The sequence below is a fragment of the Polynucleobacter sp. QLW-P1DATA-2 genome (assembly GCF_001870365.1).
GTDB lineage: Bacteria > Pseudomonadota > Gammaproteobacteria > Burkholderiales > Burkholderiaceae > Polynucleobacter.
The window spans coordinates 25,679-43,499 of the sequence record NZ_LZMQ01000005.1 but is presented as its reverse complement, the minus strand read 5'-3'; the positions used below and the strand labels follow the sequence as shown (position 1 = coordinate 43,499).

17 protein-coding genes are annotated in these 17,821 nt (G+C 45.8%); 8 read left to right on the top strand and 9 right to left on the bottom strand.

The genetic code is table 11. From position 1 onward, the window contains the following. Nucleotides 1-213, top strand: a 213-nt coding sequence (locus tag A9236_RS09565; protein WP_143070629.1) for a transposase, incomplete at its 5' end; no start/stop codon positions are given. 200 nt (nucleotides 214-413) lie between these two features. Here A9236_RS09565 and A9236_RS10910 read toward each other — a convergent pair. After that, a complete protein-coding gene (locus tag A9236_RS10910; RefSeq protein WP_083398927.1) occupies nucleotides 414-1,124 on the bottom strand; it encodes a site-specific integrase in 711 nt (236 codons plus the stop codon). Nucleotides 1,125-1,140: 16 nt separating this feature from the next. Further along, complete coding sequence (locus A9236_RS11480; RefSeq protein ID WP_083398926.1) at nucleotides 1,141-1,671, bottom strand: integrase arm-type DNA-binding domain-containing protein; 531 nt, start codon at nucleotides 1,669-1,671, stop codon at nucleotides 1,141-1,143. A 291-nt stretch (nucleotides 1,672-1,962) separates the two neighbouring features. On the opposite strand from A9236_RS11480, the gene A9236_RS09555 reads away from it, so the two are divergent. Continuing rightward, complete coding sequence (locus A9236_RS09555; protein ID WP_071465990.1) at nucleotides 1,963-3,672, top strand: amidohydrolase; 1,710 nt, start codon at nucleotides 1,963-1,965, stop codon at nucleotides 3,670-3,672. Nucleotides 3,673-3,722: 50 nt separating this feature from the next. Beyond that, complete coding sequence (locus A9236_RS09550; RefSeq protein ID WP_071465989.1) at nucleotides 3,723-4,025, top strand: YciI family protein; 303 nt, start codon at nucleotides 3,723-3,725, stop codon at nucleotides 4,023-4,025. Between the two features lie 78 nt (nucleotides 4,026-4,103). On the opposite strand, the gene A9236_RS09545 is transcribed toward A9236_RS09550, so the two are convergent. Next, entirely contained in the window at nucleotides 4,104-4,706 is a 603-nt protein-coding gene (locus A9236_RS09545; RefSeq protein ID WP_071465988.1) for a DUF1080 domain-containing protein, read from the bottom strand. Nucleotides 4,707-4,858: 152 nt separating this feature from the next. Between A9236_RS09545 and A9236_RS09540 the strand changes: the two genes are divergently transcribed. The 4 genes from A9236_RS09540 to nadB all read left to right on the top strand — a co-directional run bounded on the left by A9236_RS09540 (nucleotide 4,859) and on the right by nadB (nucleotide 11,939). Continuing rightward, nucleotides 4,859-5,083 (top strand): hypothetical protein, encoded by a 225-nt coding sequence (locus A9236_RS09540; RefSeq protein WP_071465987.1) that lies wholly within the window; start codon nucleotides 4,859-4,861, stop codon nucleotides 5,081-5,083. A 151-nt stretch (nucleotides 5,084-5,234) separates the two neighbouring features. Continuing rightward, nucleotides 5,235-7,037 (top strand): NADH-ubiquinone oxidoreductase-F iron-sulfur binding region domain-containing protein, encoded by a 1,803-nt coding sequence (locus A9236_RS09535; protein WP_071465986.1) that lies wholly within the window; start codon nucleotides 5,235-5,237, stop codon nucleotides 7,035-7,037. Nucleotides 7,038-7,065: 28 nt separating this feature from the next. After that, on the top strand, nucleotides 7,066-9,960 hold the full coding sequence (gene fdhF / locus A9236_RS09530) for a formate dehydrogenase subunit alpha (protein WP_071465985.1): 2,895 nt from the start codon (nucleotides 7,066-7,068) through the stop codon (nucleotides 9,958-9,960). A 323-nt stretch (nucleotides 9,961-10,283) separates the two neighbouring features. Next, the gene (gene nadB / locus A9236_RS09525; RefSeq protein ID WP_071465984.1) at nucleotides 10,284-11,939 is read left to right on the top strand and encodes an L-aspartate oxidase; all 1,656 of its coding nucleotides are present in this window, start codon (nucleotides 10,284-10,286) and stop codon (nucleotides 11,937-11,939) included. Nucleotides 11,940-11,972: 33 nt separating this feature from the next. Here nadB and A9236_RS11550 read toward each other — a convergent pair whose 3' ends face one another. The 6 genes from A9236_RS11550 to nadA all read right to left on the bottom strand — a co-directional run bounded on the left by A9236_RS11550 (nucleotide 11,973) and on the right by nadA (nucleotide 15,146). Continuing rightward, a complete protein-coding gene (locus tag A9236_RS11550) occupies nucleotides 11,973-12,062 on the bottom strand; it encodes a BrnA antitoxin family protein (RefSeq protein ID WP_369821182.1) in 90 nt (29 codons plus the stop codon). Then, nucleotides 12,037-12,198: a hypothetical protein gene (locus tag A9236_RS09520; protein ID WP_236638848.1), complete on the bottom strand. Its 162-nt coding sequence runs from the start codon at nucleotides 12,196-12,198 to the stop codon at nucleotides 12,037-12,039. The genes A9236_RS11550 and A9236_RS09520 overlap by 26 nt, the downstream gene beginning before the upstream one ends. A gap of 21 nt (nucleotides 12,199-12,219) precedes the next feature. Further along, complete coding sequence (locus A9236_RS09515; RefSeq protein ID WP_071465983.1) at nucleotides 12,220-12,552, bottom strand: helix-turn-helix domain-containing protein; 333 nt, start codon at nucleotides 12,550-12,552, stop codon at nucleotides 12,220-12,222. Next, the gene (locus tag A9236_RS09510; RefSeq protein WP_071465982.1) at nucleotides 12,549-12,902 is read right to left on the bottom strand and encodes a type II toxin-antitoxin system RelE/ParE family toxin; all 354 of its coding nucleotides are present in this window, start codon (nucleotides 12,900-12,902) and stop codon (nucleotides 12,549-12,551) included. Before A9236_RS09510 ends, A9236_RS09515 begins: the two co-directional genes overlap by 4 nt. Nucleotides 12,903-13,110: 208 nt before the next feature. Further along, nucleotides 13,111-13,965, bottom strand: coding sequence for a carboxylating nicotinate-nucleotide diphosphorylase (gene nadC, locus A9236_RS09505; protein ID WP_071467865.1), 855 nt, complete (start codon nucleotides 13,963-13,965; stop codon nucleotides 13,111-13,113). A 53-nt stretch (nucleotides 13,966-14,018) separates the two neighbouring features. After that, on the bottom strand, nucleotides 14,019-15,146 hold the full coding sequence (gene nadA, locus A9236_RS09500) for a quinolinate synthase NadA (RefSeq protein ID WP_071465980.1): 1,128 nt from the start codon (nucleotides 15,144-15,146) through the stop codon (nucleotides 14,019-14,021). A 102-nt stretch (nucleotides 15,147-15,248) separates the two neighbouring features. On the opposite strand from nadA, the gene A9236_RS09495 reads away from it, so the two are divergent. Continuing rightward, nucleotides 15,249-17,015: a ShlB/FhaC/HecB family hemolysin secretion/activation protein gene (locus A9236_RS09495; RefSeq protein WP_071467864.1), complete on the top strand. Its 1,767-nt coding sequence runs from the start codon at nucleotides 15,249-15,251 to the stop codon at nucleotides 17,013-17,015. Nucleotides 17,016-17,821 lie beyond the last annotated feature (806 nt).

Sequence of the window (17,821 nt, the reverse complement as noted above, 5' to 3'; positions counted from 1 at the left end):
CTAGAAGCCATGCCTGATGCCATGAAGATCCGAAGATGCACCATTGAGCATACCTTTGGAACCTTAAAGAGTTGGATGGGGGCCACTCACTTCCTCACCAAAACCAAAGAGCATGTGAGTACAGAAATGAGTCTGCATATCCTGGCTTACAACCTCAAACGGGTCATGAAGATCATGGGCAGTAGCAATCTGATGAAGGCGATGGCGACATAAGGCGAAAGCCTTACTCAATCCGTAATAAACAGGCCTGAGTAACGCCTCTACGAGGCGTTACTAAAAAATCACAAATTACCAAAACAGAATTGTTGGCTCAACCAGAAGCGTTTGATTTAAGGCCAAAACCCGTGTACACGCTTTAAATCTAAATCAATGGAAGTATTTTGGGTTTTTACACAGCCTCGGCCGTTAGCAGACTAACCATTAATAAGTTCCCCCCATTCGCTCATTAATCTGCAGCGCTTCTCTAGTTGATCCTGACGCCTATAGGCAGCCTCAGCCTTATTCTTGATGGTATGCGCCAAAGCTAGCTCAACCGTTTCATTCGGATAGTCCGTGGTCTCAGCTGCCCAATCCCTAAATGTTGATCTAAAGCCGTGAGGAACATACTCTGAATACTTAGGCATCTTTCTCATCATGGAAAGTAGCGCCATATTGGAGAGGTGAGTTTCTTTATGCAAGGCCCCTGGAAATAAATAGCTGTTCACGCTGATAGTTTTTAGATGTTCAAGGATCTCCATTGCCCTAGCGTTTAGCGGAACACGATGTTCTTTTCCAGCCTTCATTCGTAACGCAGGTATAACCCACACCTTAGTTTCTAAATTGAATTCAGTCCACTTAGCTTCAATAACTTCGCTTGTGCGAGTGGCGGTCAGAATTAATAGCTCCAATGCCACTGCAGAATATCCGTTGTGCCCTCGAAGATCTTTTACAAATTCCCCAATGCGCTGAAACGGTAGGGCTGGGTGATGACTCTTCTTCTGAATCTTTTTAGCCTTGGGTAGCAAATGTCCCAGCGCACCTTTTAGGCGTGCTGGGTTATCTCCCTTGATGTACTCATGGGCTTTGCACCAATCAAAGATCACCTCAATGCGTTGCCTTACCCTAGTTGCGGTCTCGGTGCGCACATTCCAAAACGTACCCTCAACAGTGCCATTCTTTTTTTTTAATTTCTTGCTCTAGTAATTTGGCGATATGGCTGGTGTTGATCTGGTCTACGCGCAATTCACCTATCTCAGGATATGCAAAGGTAGAGATGGTGTTCCTCCATTGGTCAGCATGCTTAGAGCTCTTCCACTCTGCTTTTCTTCCCTCAATACAGCGTTCGGCAGCTTCTTTAAAGGTGATGCCATTATTAATCGCTGCAATTCTTTTGCTTTGGGACTTGCGTCGATCCTCGGTCGGGTCGATGCCATCCATTATCAATTGACGCAATTCAAGGGTTTTTCGGCGCGCATCAGCCAAAGACCTGGCTTCTAGGGACCCTAGGCCCATTTCACGTCTTTTAAATAGGGTGGGGCTGGTATAGCGAAAAATCCAGCTACGCTTAAAGCTATTTACCCCTTTTGATACTTGGATATATAGACCCTTGGATTCTGGGTCAGCATGGTACCCAGGACTTATGATTGACCCAAGACCTCGTGCCGTAAAGCTGATTTTTTTACCTTCTTCCAAGCCTCAACACCCCGTTCTCTACCCACCACTCTACCCACCACCAATGCATAGATTTTAGTGGGTTAGAGAGGGCTAGTCGGGAGTGTGGTTAACCAAAAAACCTATATAGATAAAAGGCTTCAGGGTTTTGATGGAGCTCTTAGGAGGGCTCATTTATGGACGCCTCTTCCGCCAAGTATCAAGAAAGCCACCTTCGGGTGGCTTTTTATTTAGGGCATTCATTGATATGTATTGTTCTGAATATCGGCTAAGCTTTATTTCTCAGAGTTAATTTCAAATGGGGTTTTATTAATGAAACGTTTTATCCAAATAGCACTTATTTCAGCTGGATTGGTCGTGATGCCACATATTGCATCTGCAGCCCAGGTTGCTGACACCATTTTTTATGGCGGGCCGATTGTGACAGTCAATGCCAAGAATGAGGAAGTCCAGGCGCTTGCTGTGCAGAACGGAAAGATTGTTGCTGTTGGTAAAAAAGATGCTGTCCTTAAGGAATGGCAAGCAAGCACCACCAAGGTAGTTGATCTCAAAGGTCAAACCTTGATGCCAGGTTTTGTCGAGCCCCATATCCATATTCTGATGACCGCGATTACTGAAGAGATGTGGCTGAACCTAACAAACTTCTCAGATCAATATGACACCTTAGATACACTCAGTCAAAAACTGAAAGCTGCTCTGAAGACTTTGCCAAAAGGGCAGTGGTTGGCTGGTTTTGGTGTAGACCCTTCACGTACAAAACCCTTTATGGCGGAATTGACCGCTGATATCCTGGATAAGGTCTCTACTGATGTTCCGATTCTGGTCATGAATCAATCGGGGCATATTGCTTACGTAAATCACAAGGCTTTTGAGCTTGCTGGCATTAACGATAAGACCCCAAATCCTGGTAACGGTGGAATCTACATGAAAGATGCTCAAGGGCGACTCACGGGGGTAGTTGTAGAGCCTTCTGCCATTTTGTCTTTGGTAAAAAAGATGCCGCCACCCAGCGATGCTGACTTAGCTAAAGCGATGCAAAAAACAGCAAAGTACATTGCTTCTAAAGGTGTCACTACCTCTGCTGAAATTACTTTAGGTCTCATGCTTGGTTTGGATAACGAGTTGAAATTGTTTAATGCCGTTACGCACAGCGATGGCTTTCCAATCCGAGTCAGAGCCTATCTTTATGGCCCATTACTAAGTAAAGGCTTTAATACGATTAAGCCAAATGATGGCGATGATCGCCTTCGTTTTGTGGGAATCAAATTTGTATCTGATGGCTCTACCCAAGGAATTACTGCCGCACTAAATCAGCCTTATGACTATCCAAAGGGCACTCAATTTAAAGGGAACTTGGATTACAAAGATGATGAGATCTTCAATCAAGTTAAGCCACTCTTTGATCAAGGCTGGCAGATTGCCATTCATGCGAACGGCGATCGCACTGTAGAGCAAACCCTGAATACTTATGCCAAATTATTGGCCGGCAATCCTGATCCCAAGGCTCGTCGTTTGCGTATTGAGCATTTCACAATCAATACTCCTGAGCAAGTCAAAAGAGCTGCGCAAATGGGGGTAATACCAGGATTCACGATTGGCCACGTCGATTATTGGGGCGAAGCATTTCATGATCACATTGTTGGTCCAGAGCGTGCTAATCGTATCGACCCTTCTGCTTCATTTAAGAAGGAGGGTGCGCGCTTTGCCTATCACAGTGATTCCCCCGTATCGAACGTAGGACCCTTAAACTACATCACAGAGGGTGCAGGGCGCCTATGGCAAAAAGCGCCTCGCAAAGTATTAGGTCCTGATGAGCGCGTATCCGTCGATGATGCTATTCGTGCGGTGACTATCAATGCTGCCTACGAAATGTTCTCCGACGACAAGTTGGGAAGCTTGGAAGTGGGTAAACAGGCTGACTTGGTGGTGCTATCTGCCAATCCAAGAAAGACTCCTGTTGAGCAAATTCGCAACATTCAGGTGAAAGAGACTTGGATCGATGGCAAGCAGCAAGCCTGGTAAAAGTTCTAGCGTAAGATTTCACAATCAAAACAGAAAGACGTGGAGAAGACATGATTTTTGCAATTCTATTAATGGACCGTCCAGGTACAGCCGAGCTGCGTGTGCAGATTCGCCCAGAGCATCGCGCTTATTTAGCTCAGCAAGCTGACCGCATGGCCTTTGCTGGGCCGCTGACTTCGGAGGATGGCCAGACTGTTGTTGGAAGTTTGCTGGCAATGGATTTCCCAAGCAGAGCGGCAGTAGATGAATGGCTTAGCAATGAACCATTCACTAAAGCTGGCGTTTATGAAAAGCCGGTGATTCATGTGTTTACGAATATGTGGGCGCAGAAGGCAGGCTTTCCACCAGCATAAGCGCCCCAGCGTTTATTGGTAATGCCGGGCAAAACAAAAGCCACCCTTGGGTGGCTTTTTGTATCAATCATAGAGCCATTAAATCGGCTTAATTTGAACCTTCTTAAATTTAATCACACCACCAGCCGATTGCAGTGCAATCGGACCATCAGCAAATTTACTGTCTTGCCCATCAGCAACAGTGACTACGCCATTGAGCGTGACCTTAAAGTGTGAACCATTGGCTATGATCTCCATAGTGTTCCAGCGTCCACCGGCTTTAGGGACGGGATCAACTTTGGCGACATCGACAATTGCACCAGTGGCATAGGCTTGCTCAGGACGCGTATCCCAGATGTTGACTTCATAGCAGGTGCTCTGGGTAACTTTGCTTGGATCCTGGCAGCGTATAAAGATGCCACTGTTGGTATTGGATTCTGCCCAGAACTCCGCCTTGATTACAAAGTTCTTGTAAGACTTGGCGCTAACTAAAAAACCATTCGGTTTATTGCCCTCAACAATCCCATTGCCAATCACCCAGCTGGCATTACCAATAATGTTCCAGCCAGACAAACTGACGCCATCAATGAGATCTACAAAACCATCTTGATTTTGAGCGGCAGCAGAACCGCTGAAGAGGGCTGCTTGAATGCAAAAGAGTAGTGCGCTTAGGAATTTGAAAGATGATCTAGTAGATCTCATCATGGTCTCCATTCAATTTATATAGTTTTTCAGGAAATTCATTGTTGCTGATATTGACCCTTAAATACAAGTAGAGGCTTTCCCTCAAATGCGGCAATCAGGCGGTATTCCATTCCCTCGATGTTGGGCTCAGAATCTAGTAGACTTGAGGCATGAATTCATCAAAAATGCGCCTCTCCCTGATCTCCATCATCCTTGCTGCGGGATCTCTGGTCGGCTGCGGCTCGATTGAGCAAGCTGCCCAAGATGACTGCACCTCGATAGGCTGGGAAATCGGCAGTAAAGGTTACCAGGATTGCTATAAGGCAAGGCTTTATGAGCGTAAGTTGGATTATTCCCTTCCGCCTGGTGACAAGCCCTCTCCATCCCTGATTTAATATAAGGGTTAACCCTTAATTTAAGTCCTTGAGCGCCGTCAAGGACATGTACTGGGAAATAACCCAAAATTAACTGTTATTTTGCGTTTGCGCCATTGGCGCAGCGTATCCGCATGCAACAAAAACGAATAAAAATTAGAGACTAGAGACTATGAATTACCCAAAGCCTTCCGGAGAAGTCAAAGCGGTTGCGGTTGCTACTGCAGATGATTTAAGGGAGACCATTCGCCGTAAGAGCAAGCTTAAAGGTCGTCAGGCGGATGACGCATCGGTTGCTGAAGTGCGACAACTGATTGGTAATGCACCACATCGTCGTGATTTGTTAATTGAAAACCTGCATAAGTTAAATGATGAATATCGTGCATTGCATGATCGTCACTTAGTTGCATTGGCAAAAGAAATGAATTTGCCAATGGCTGAGGTATATGAAGTAGCTACTTTCTATCACCACTTTGAAGTTGTACGTGGCAATGATCCAGTTGCTGATATCACCGTCCGCGTATGTGATGGCATTGCATGCGAATTAGCTGGCGCACAAAACCTGCTCACTAAATTACCTGCAATCTTAGGGAACCCAAATGTCAAAGTGATTGCTGCTCCTTGCGTAGGTCGTTGCGAGCAAGCTCCTGTAGCTGTAGTACATCAATATCCAGTGTTATTTGCAAGTATTGACAAAGTTCAGGCCGCAGTCAGCAATAAATTAACCACTCAACCTTTGGCAAAAGATGATGGAGCCTTTGAGCCAGGATTATTGGCGGAGCAGGGCATATCTCAGCAGGGCGAGAATCAAGCGGTTTCGCCTGACTATGTCGGTTACGAAGCCTATCGCGCTAAAGGTGGCTATAGTCTGGCAAAAGAAATTATTGATGGAAAGCGTGATGCTGAAAGCATCATCAAAGCAATGGAAAGCTCTGGCCTTCGTGGCTTGGGTGGTGCAGGTTTCCCAGCAGGTCGTAAGTGGCGTATTGTTAAAGATCAAGTAGCTCCTAAGCTGATGGCAGTCAATATTGACGAAGGTGAGCCAGGTACATTCAAAGACCGCACTTATCTTGAACGCGATCCACATCGTTTTTTAGAAGGTTTATTAATTGCAGCTAATGTTGTGGGCATTGATGCTTGCTATATTTATTTGCGCGATGAATATCATGGTTGCCGTGAGCTCCTTGAAAAAGAATTGGCGAAGCTCCAAGCAAATCCACCATTCCCCATTCCGAATATTGAATTGCGTCGTGGTGCAGGTGCATATATCTGCGGCGAAGAATCCGCCATGATCGAAAGTATTGAGGGCAAACGTGGTGAGCCTCGGATGCGTCCTCCTTATATTGCTCAAGTGGGTTTATTTGGTAGACCAACTCTCGAGCACAACTTTGAAACCCTCTATTGGGTACGTGACATTATTTCTCGTGGACCAGAGTGGTTTAGCTCTTATGGACGCCATGATCGCAAAGGCTTGCGCAGCTTCAGCGTGAGCGGGCGCGTGAAAAAGCCTGGTGTGAAGTTGGCTCCCGCTGGTATCACCATTCAAGAATTGATTGATGAATATTGTGGCGGCATGCAAGAGGGTCATCACTTCTATGGCTACTTACCTGGTGGAGCATCGGGCGGTATTTTGCCTGCAACCATGAATGACATTCCGCTAGATTTTGATACCTTGCAACCCTATGGATGCTTTATTGGTTCTGCAGCTGTCATGGTATTTAGTGATAAAGACAAAGCTCGCGATATGGCTTTGAATGTGATGCACTTCTTTGAGCATGAGAGCTGTGGTCAATGTACGCCGTGCCGTGTTGGTACAGGAAAAGCTGCTAAGTTGATGCAAGCCAAATCTTGGGATCAGGAAACACTTGAAGACTTAGCTACCGTAATGGTGGATGCTTCGATCTGTGGTCTAGGCCAAGCCGCACCAAATCCTATTCGTTGTATTCATAAATATTTCCCGCAAGAAGTTGCTTAATCAGAGATCAGGGAAGAACGAGACAAATATGAACGCACCAACCAATCCAAAAGAACTCGAATTGCAAACCGTTGAGTTCAAATTAGACGGCAAGACCATTGTTTCCTATGAAGGTGAAACAATTCTGAAGGCTGCAAAACGCCACGGTATTGATATTCCACATCTATGCTTTAAAGACGGCTACCGCCCTGATGGCAACTGTCGTGCTTGCGTAGTCGAAATCAATGGCGAGCGTACCTTGGCACCTAGTTGCTGTAGGAGCGCAACGCCAGGTATGGAAGTGAAGGCCAATAGCGAACGCGCTGTAAAGAGCCAAAAGCTTGTTCTCGAGATGTTGCTCTCTGATATGCCAGATGAAGGCTTTAAGTGGGTGGGGGATAGCAAAGAGGAGGAGCAAAACAATCAACATGGTGAGCTGAGCACTTGGGCTGCCCGCATGGATGTGACAGTGCGCCCAGAACTTAAAGCTTTGCGTCGTGAGAAGGTTGCCAATGACATTTCTCATCCAGCAATGGCTGTAAATTTAGATGCCTGTATTCAATGTAATCGTTGTGTACGTGCTTGCCGTGAAGAGCAGGTCAATGATGTGATCGGTTATGCGATGCGTGGCGCTCATAGCGAGATCGTGTTCGATCTAAATGATCCTATGGGCGAGAGTACTTGTGTTGCTTGTGGCGAGTGTGTGCAGGCATGCCCAACCGGTGCATTAATGCCTAAAGGATTAATTGGCTCACAAACAGTGGATCGTAAGGTCGATTCTGTTTGCCCATTCTGCGGTGTCGGTTGCCAAATTACTTACAACGTTAAAGATGAAAAGATTGTTAGCGTAGAAGGTCGTGATGGCCCGGCCAATCACAATCGTCTGTGTGTAAAAGGGCGCTTTGGTATGGACTATATCCATAATCCACAGCGCTTAACTAAGCCACTAATTCGTAAGCCTGGCGTCCCTAAAGATGAGTCAATGCTCGAAGGGAAGCAAGATTGGTCTGACATTTTCCGTGAAGCAACTTGGGAAGAGGCGCTCGATTTTGCTGGTGGCAAATTAAAGGCGCTCAAAGACCAGTATGGCAATAAAGTCCTTGCTGGATTCGGTTCTGCAAAAGGCAGCAACGAAGAGGCTTATTTATTCCAGAAATTAGTCCGCACAGGTTTCGGTAGCAATAACGTTGACCACTGCACGCGCCTTTGCCATGCATCATCTGTAGCAGCGTTATTAGAGGGCGTTGGATCTGGTGCGGTAAGCAACCAAGTAAATGACGTTGAGCACTCCAGTTTGATTTTCCTGATTGGATCCAACCCAACTGCCAACCATCCAGTGGCCGCTACTTGGTTTAAGAATGCCGCTAAGCGTGGTGCTAAGATTGTCTTGTGTGATCCACGCAAGACTGAGATTAGTAAGCACGCCTGGCGCACAATGCAGTTCAAGCCAGATACTGATGTGGCGATGCTCAATGCCATGATCTACACGATTATTGAAGAGGGGCTGGCTGATAAAGACTTTATTGCGAACCGTGCCAATAACTTCGAAGCTCTCAAAGAAAATATCAAGGGCTACAGCCCTGAAGCAATGGCACCCATCTGCGGCATTCCAGCAGAGACTTTGCGCGAAGTTGCTAGAGAGTTTGCTACTACCAAATCGGCCATGATTTTGTGGGGTATGGGTGTGAGCCAACACGTGCATGGCACTGATAATGCACGCTGCTTAATTGCCTTGGTCAGCATTACTGGTCAGATTGGTAAGCCAGGCTCTGGTTTGCATCCATTGCGTGGTCAGAACAATGTACAGGGTGCCAGCGATGCTGGTTTGATTCCGATGATGTTCCCGAATTATCAGCGTGTTGATAATCCAGAAGCGCATGCTTGGTTTGAAAAGTTCTGGGATACGCCGCTGGATAAGAAGCCTGGTTATACCGTGGTAGAAATCATGCACAAGATTACTGCGCCTGATAGTGATCCCGATAAGATTCGTGGCATGTACGTTGAGGGTGAAAATCCTGCGATGAGTGACCCTGATTTAAATCATGCACGTCATGCGCTCGCTTCTTTAGAGCATTTGGTAGTTCAAGATATCTTTATGACTGAAACGGCTCTGCTTGCAGACGTTGTGCTACCAGCAAGTGCTTGGCCTGAGAAGGTGGGTACGGCTAGCAACACCGACCGTATGGTGCAGATGGGCAAGAAGGCAATTAATCCTCCGGGCGATGCAAAGCCAGACCTCTGGATTATTCAGGAAATTGCAAAGCGCATGGGCCTGAACTGGAATTACCAGGGTTCTGATGATGGCGTTGCAGCAGTTTATGATGAAATGCGCCAAGCCATGCACGCTGCCATCAATGGCATTACTTGGGAGCGCCTGGAAAAAGAATCGAGCGTGACTTATCCATGCTTAAGTGCAGAAGATCCAGGTCGCCCGATCGTATTTGATGATAGCTTTGCTACTCCAGACGGTAAGGTCAAACTGGTTCCTGCTGACATCATTCCAGCAAATGAGCGCCCAGATACTGAGTACCCATTTGTGCTCATCACGGGCCGTCAATTGGAGCATTGGCACACCGGCAGTATGACTCGTCGTGCAACGGTCTTGGATGCTATTGAACCAATGGCCACCGTATCCATGCATGGTGAAGACATGACCCAGTTAGGTGTTAGTGCTGGCGATGTGATTACCGTTCAATCTCGTCGTGGCGAGGTGGGTATTCATGTACGTAGAGATGACGGTACGCCAAGAGGCGTGATCTTTATTCCGTTTGCTTATTACGAGGCTGCGGCTAACTTGATTACTAACTCCGCCCTAGATCCATTTGGCAAGATTCCAGAATTTAAGTACTGTGCAGTTAAGCTTGCCAAAGGCGGTGATGTAGCCAAGATCATGGGATATGGCACCAATGCCCCAGGCGGATCAAAGGTGATGTCTAATATTTAGTGAATTCACTAAAGGAGTAAATGTTTTACTACCAATAAACCCCATCCCAAAGATGGGGTTTATTGGTTTTAATCTCCCTCATAATTGACTTTATGAATAATCAACGCGAAATCATAGACGTAGACAGTCGAAATTTGACTGCTTTTGAAACAAGGCTAAACAGAGTATGTCTAGAGAATCCGGATCTCCCAAGATCTTTTGTTCGTAATGCCTTGCTTTCAATGGCGGAGCTTGGCTCCTTATCAAGCCCGTTTATTCCTCGCGGTAGTAAAAAATAGCATAAGGCAACGTCTAAAGCTATTGCCCTTTAGAATGAACCCTCTATGGCGAGTTCAACACCAACACCTTCCCAAGCTCAAGCTGAGTTACCCGTCCTCATTATTGGGGCTGGACTAGCTGGTTTAACTGTTGCCCTGCATATGGCTGAGACTCAGCCGGTGATTTTGATGGCTAAACGTGGTTTGGGTGAGGCAGCCACTGCATGGGCTCAAGGCGGCATCGTTGGAGTAGTTGATAAAGAACACGACAGCATTGATTCCCATGTAGCCGATACTTTGGACGCTGGTGCAGGCCTGGTGGTGGAGTCTACTGCACGCTATATTGCTGAAGAGAGCGCCGATGCTATTAAGTGGTTGGTAGAGCAGGGCGTTCCTTTCACTGAAGATAAGTCAGGGCCTATGGGCTTGCATCTCACTCGTGAGGGTGGTCATAGTCATCGTCGAATTGCACACGCTGCTGATGCTACTGGCAAAGCGATCCACGAAGTGTTATTGGATAAAGCCAAGTCTCATAAAAATATTCGAATTTTGGAACATTGGATTGCTCTAGATCTCATTACTAATCGACAGCTTGATGCCAAGACTCAGCGCACTAAACCCAATCGCTGTTATGGCGTGTATGCCTTAGACATTAAAAACAATCGCGTAGAAACGATTGAAGCTAAATCGGTAGTCTTGGCAACTGGTGGTGTGGGTAAGGTATATCGCTACACCAGTAATCCTGATACTGCTACTGGCGACGGTATTGCCATGGCTTGGCGTGCAGGTTGCCGCGTAGGCAATATGGAATTTATTCAATTTCATCCAACCTGTTTGTATCACCCTAGTGATCGCACTTTCCTCATTACCGAAGCCATGCGCGGTGAGGGTGGTCTATTAAAGCTGCCCGATGGCACACGCTTTATGCCCGATCATGATGAGCGTAATGAATTAGCACCACGTGATATCGTTGCCCGCGCTATCGACTTTGAGATGAAGAAGCATGGCTTGGACTATGTGCATCTTGATGCCACTCATCTTGGTGAGGCGTTTATTAAAGAACATTTCCCAATGATTTATGCGCGCTGCTTAAGTCTTGGATTGGATATCACAAAAGAAGCTATTCCGGTTGTACCGGCAGCTCACTATGCCTGTGGTGGTGTGGTGACTGATCTTAAAGGTCGCACAGACCTTCCAGGTCTTTATGCAGTGGGTGAGGCAACCTATACCGGTTTACATGGCGCCAATCGCTTAGCAAGTAACTCATTATTAGAATGTGTGGTGATTGGTAAAGCTGCTGCTGAAGATATCTCGGCACTCAAGACTCCAGCGATGCCAAATTTGCCACTTTGGGATGAAAGCCAAGTAGATGATGCTGACGAGCAGGTAGTTATCGCGCATAACTGGGATGAATTGCGCTCACTCATGTGGAACTATGTTGGCATTGTGAGAACCAATCGTCGATTAGAACGAGCCTTGCACAGAATTAAGCTCCTTCGTTATGAAGTGCAAGAGTATTACGCGAACTTTAAGGTGACACGTGACCTGATTGAGTTACGAAATCTTCTCGAATGCGCCGAACTGATTGTGCGATCAGCGCTCATGCGTAGAGAGAGTAGGGGTTTGCATTACAGTCGCGACTACCCAGGTACATGGGCAGTCTCATATCCAACAATTTTGACGCCGCAAGCTGAGGGCACCTTAGAATCTACTGAAACTTAAATCGATTCAAAGAGCATCTTTTAGAGCCGCCTCTTAAATATGATTGCTCAAGCGGGTTTGCCATCCCTTATCGCTTACACGTAGTTTTTCTAAGATATCAGCATCTAAGCTCAGACTTAGCATTTCTTTTGTATTTTTTAATTGGAGAGCGACCAACACCTCTTTTGATAAGAGTGTCTCCAATATAGACGTGCGCATCTTGAAACCATTGCTTATCCAGTTCGGGCGCATCATCCGGATCAACCCAATCTTTTTGCATAATTTTTGTTTTTACATTCATTTATCTCACTGAAAGCTCAACATGTTTTCCGGTTCTAGCAAGCATATCCACAAGAGAGTCTATGGTGAATTTAACGGTTTTTTTATGAACGACATCCGATACTCTTGGACGGCTTACCCCAAGGATGATGGCAGCATCATGTTGCTTCAGTTGCTTTTCGTCAATCCACATGGATAGTTCGGTCATTAATGACTCTTTAATAGCTAGCTTTTCCGAGATGATTTTCTTGGATTTTGCTTGCAGTCTAGCCGCTTCTTTTGGAGAGAATCCAAGGTCGGAAAAAATGTTTCCACCTACGGGGGTGATATGCGTGGCTTTATTTTGACGAGTCATTTTCTTATCCTTTCTGCTATTACTTCCTTATATCTACTGATCGCCATATCCTTATCTTGTTTACTGGTAACTCGAGTCTTCTTTTTGAAGCAATGCAATACATAAATAGCATCATTAAACTTTGCTACGTACATCACTCGATACCAACCATCATCTAGATTGATACGTATTTCTTTTGTTCCTGCCCCAACTTCTTCAAATGGTCTCCAGTCATCTGGATCCAAACCAATTTGAACTTGGCTCAATTGATGCCCAGCCTCCTTGCGGGCGTCGGATGAAAAAATCTTTGCATCCTTAATATCCTTGAGGCTAGACCCCCTCCATTGAATGGGCTTTTCTGTTATTTTCATTAATTGTATCAAATTTTATACATTATTATTTAAATGATCCCCATATGTTCTTTGGGAGACTTAAAAAAGAAGGGGGGTTGTACAACAAGGGGTAAATCGCGTGATTATGATTACCACGTCTAATCTCTAGTTTAGCTAGTAGCGGGCAATGAATCAACTAATGAACTTAGTGGCAATGCGGGATTCTCTAAAGATATTGAGCGAGCACTTATAAGATTCTCATCGAGAAATCTACCGCATTCATATCCTTGGTTAGCTTGCCGAGTGAGATGCGATCAACACCAGTAGCAGCAATGGCCCGCATCTGATCTAAGTTAATGCCCCCAGAAGCCTCCAATAATGCGCGGCCCGCAGTCATGGCTACGGCTTGTTTCATTTGATCGGTATTGAAGTTATCAATCAAAATGCTCTTGGCGCCTGCAGCTAAAGCCTCTTCTAATTCAGCAAAGTTTTCTACTTCAATCTGAATATCAACCCCGGAGTTCAGTGCTTGCGCATTCTTTAATGCAGCGGTAACGCTACCAGCAGCAGCAATATGATTTTCTTTAATCAGAATACCGTGCCATAGAGCAAGACGCTGGTTCTGACCACTACCCACTCGTACTGCGTACTTTTGCGCCTGACGTAAACCGGGAATAGTCTTGCGGGTATCCAATACTGCGCAGCCTTTAGGGTTGGGGCTGGCATCTGCAATAGCATCCACGTGTTGACGGGTAATGCTAGCCGTCCAAGATAGTGTTTGTAAGAAATTAATACAGGTGCGTTCTGCAGAAAGCAGTGCTTGTGAGTCAGCTTGAATATCGCACACCTTGGTATTCGGTTTCATTAAATCACCTTCGATGTAATGCCATGTCATTTTTGCATTCGGATCAAGCTTCTTAAGGGTGCCTTCAAACCAATCAACACCGCACAGTACTGCTTCTTGGCGCACGATCAGGTGTGCCTGAACTGATTTGCTAGGGACTAGCTTCGCAGTCCAATCACCAGTGCCAATATCCTCCATGAGCGCATCATGAATATTACGTTGACGCGCTTGCTCTAGGGTTTCGTTGTATTCAAACATGGAGAATTCGGATCAATCCAAAAGAAAAAAGAAAAATAATGGAACTAATAATATTAAGCGGCGCCGATATTCTTGACAAAGCCATGTTGCGCTTTAGCTAGTAAGTCAGGGTGATTGGTTGTGAAATCGAGCATGCGCTCTATGCAACCTAGTGCTTCAACCCGAATGGGCTCATCGATAACAATTTCTCCAGAAGCATTTTCTAGGCAATCCAGAATACCCTGGAGACCATTCATGGCCATCCAGGGGCAGTGGGCGCAGCTCTTACAGGTGGCGCTATTTCCCGCAGTGGGGGCTTCAATGAGTTTTTTATTGGGTGCTAGCTGACGCATGCGATGCAAGATGCCGTTGTCGGTAGCCACAATATATTCAGTAGCAGTGCCTTCAACTACGGCCTTGATCATGGCTGAAGTAGAGCCCACCACATCTGCCAGATCTACTACGGCTTGTGGCGATTCAGGATGAACCAAGATCATGGCATTCGGATGCGCTGCTTTCAGTATCTCCAGTTCAGCCGCCTTAAATTCATCATGAACAATACAAGCGCCATTCCATAGCAACATATCTGCACCGGTTTGTTCCTGAATGTATCTTCCAAGATGGCGATCGGGTGCCCACAAGATTTTCTTGCCTTCCACCTTGAGTCGATGAACGATTGCTAAAGCACAGGAGCTAGTGACCATCCAGTCGGCTTGTGCTTTTACAGCAGCAGAAGTATTTGCGTAAACAACGACAACACGATCTGGATGCGCTGCCCTAAAAGCAGCAAAGTCAGCAGCATCGCAACCTAAATCTAATGAGCAGGTAGCCTCTAAGTCGGGCATGAAGACGCGTTTCTCGGGGCTGAGAATCTTGGCAGACTCACCCATGAAGCGAACGCCAGCAACAATCAGATTCTTGGCGGGATGATTCTTGCCAAAGCGTGCCATCTCCAGAGAGTCGGCAACAAAGCCACCAGTCTCGATAGCTAGATCCTGGATATCACCGTCAACATAGTAGTGAGCCACTAAGGCGGCATCTTTCTCTACTAATAACTCCTTAATACGGGTAATGACAGCTGCTTTTTCAGGACCAGCTAGGTGGTGCGGTACTTTGGCCCAGGCTTGAGCTGTGCAGGTGATGCCAGCTGAGTCTTGCAGGGGGTAATCAAAGGCAATTGGGGCGCTAACAGTTGAATTCATACGAAATCTTAACCTGTATAGGCATTTTTTTTGTAAAACGCTCTAAACCGTTAAAATCTCAGAACTTTTTGATATTTAATGCTGATATTCAGTACCCAAACTATGCACTCAAACCGTACTAAGACCTTCAAGCTATCCGCAATTGCTTTTCTGACGCTGCAGCTTGGCCTCGCATCTCTTGTAAATGCTCAAGTTGATGCGGGCGCATTACAGCGAGGTCTCGAGCAACAATTGCCATTACCTTCGCCGTTGGCATTGCCAGAGCCCGGTAAAGCGACGCCAAGCGAGCCAAGCGCCAGCAAAGAAGGTGAATTGCGTTTTACGGTTAATTCATTTGTGCTGGAAGGAGTCAATATTCTTCCTGAAGCAGAAGTGCAGTTGGCAATTCGTTCTTGGGTAGGTGTGCCGGTGAGCTTTGATGATTTACAAAGAGCTTGCGATGCCATTCAGACCTTATACCGTAAGAAGGGTTATACGGTTCAAGCAATTTTGCCTCCCCAAAAAATTAAGGACGGGGTAGTTAAGATCCTGATTACCGAGGCAAAGCTTGGAAAAGTTGAAGTGGAGAATCCGCAGGGACCAACACGCTTTAGTAAAGAGCAAGCAGCGGCCTATATTACTTATGCCAACCCTTTGGGCAATCCGCTCAACATGGATGCGGTTGAGCGCGCCATCATCATCCTCAATGAAACTCCAGGGGTGATGGTTTCAAGTCAATTAGAGCCGGGCGAAAAAGATGGTGATACCAATCTGCGTTTGCAGCTGACTCAGCCCGATTTGGTTCAGGGAAGGGTAGAGGCCAATAACTACGGCAGTAGAACTACTGGCGCAAATCAAGGTGTATTTTCGATGAACCTGAATGGCGCATTGGGAATTGGCGACTCGGCATCAGTCAATGGAATTTTCTCCCAGGGGTCTCAATATGTGCAGGGCGCTATCTCGCTACCTGGCTCCAGAGATGGCTTAAGACTGGGTTTGGCAGGAACCTATTTGCAATATAAAAACGTCAGCAACTATTCGTCCACGGGCGGCGCTGGTGATGCATGGACTACTGGCGTCAGCGCGGCTTACCCGCTCATTCGTTCGCAAGGTGCCAACCTCAATACTAGCTTGAACTACGACATCAAGAGCTACAACAACCGCAATACGATTACTAATACAACCATCAGCGCTTACAACATTAATAATCTATCAGCAGGTTTATCCGGAAATTTTGTGGATGGCTTTGGATATGGGGCTGTTAGCAGTGGTTCAGTAACGGCAATTTTGGGTAACCTCAGCATCTTGGGAACCAGCATGTCGAACTACAGCATGTATGCTGTACCAGATACCACTCCAACGGTTTACCAGCCTATTACCCCCAGCAATTTCAGCAAGCTGACATTTTCTGGTAACCGCAACCAGCAATTGGTTGAAGACGGTACAACAACCCTGTATACCGCCTTATCTGGCCAATTTGCCTCTACCAACCTCAATTCTGCCGAGCAATTTTATTTAGGCGGCCCCTATGGCGTGCGCGCTTACCCAGTGGCGCAATCGGGCGGCGCTCAAGGCGGAATCCTCACAATGGAGTTGCGTCATGAGCTGATGCCTAAAGTAAACATATCGGCCTTCTTTGATGGTGGCGTGGTGCAGCAATACAAATTTACCTACCCAGGCTGGCAAGGCCTTACTAACGCCAACAATACCTATTCACTGATGGGTGCAGGTTTTGGAGCAAAGTGGGATTACGAGGGTTGGAATCTAGGAGCCATGGTTGCCTGGATGGTGGGTAAAAACCCCCTATATAGTCAATATGGCCAACCTGTGAATACCGATGGCAGCACAACCCAACCAAGAGGCTGGATTACCGGCAGTTATAGCTTCTAATACAGCCAAAATACCCAATAAAAAATCACTTAGGGCGATAAACCTAAGTGATAGAGAACAGGACTCAAAAATTCCCGCAAATGAGGGTGGTTTTTGAGTCTTTTTTCTTGAAATTTTCGTACCAAATGTTGCCTAAAAAAACGGTATGTTTTTGCATCAAAATAACAAGCCAATTTCTTATTGGTAAATGCAAAAAATTGCCATGCTTAACCTTCAATTTGATGCACCTTACTAATAACGACTTCTTGAATGAACTTGGGACATCCGCTGGATTTCTAATGCAAGTTTCAGGGTAAATCACTCCAGTCAAAAACAACAAGAATCCGAGGAAGAAATCTTACAATTTCAAAAATAGGCGGTGTAAGTCAAAATTCTAAGAATCTTTTTTCCATTCAGAATGCAAAAAAATGATCTGGCTAATCACTGGATTGGTTTATCAAAATCGGGTGGGTGGTCAAAGATGAAAACTCTCAAGACGGCTCAAACCGATTCTTTTTAGGCGGAAATCTTTTCCCAATTTGGGAAAAGTTAGATGGGTATTTTGGGGCAGATAAAACCCACTTAGTGAACTCAAAAAACACTTAAAAATAGCCAATAAAAATGACACAAAAATGGCACTTTTTAAATACACATTGAGTGAGAATCAACATTCTTTTTTCTCGCTCAAATAGAGCCAGCTCCATTCCATTTTTCTACTGAAATAAACCCGCTTTATTTCTTCAATTGGACAAAAATACGAGCGTATTTTTTTAAAAATAATGCCCCCATATGGCTCTGATAGCGGAATTGCGTCTTTAGCCCATAAA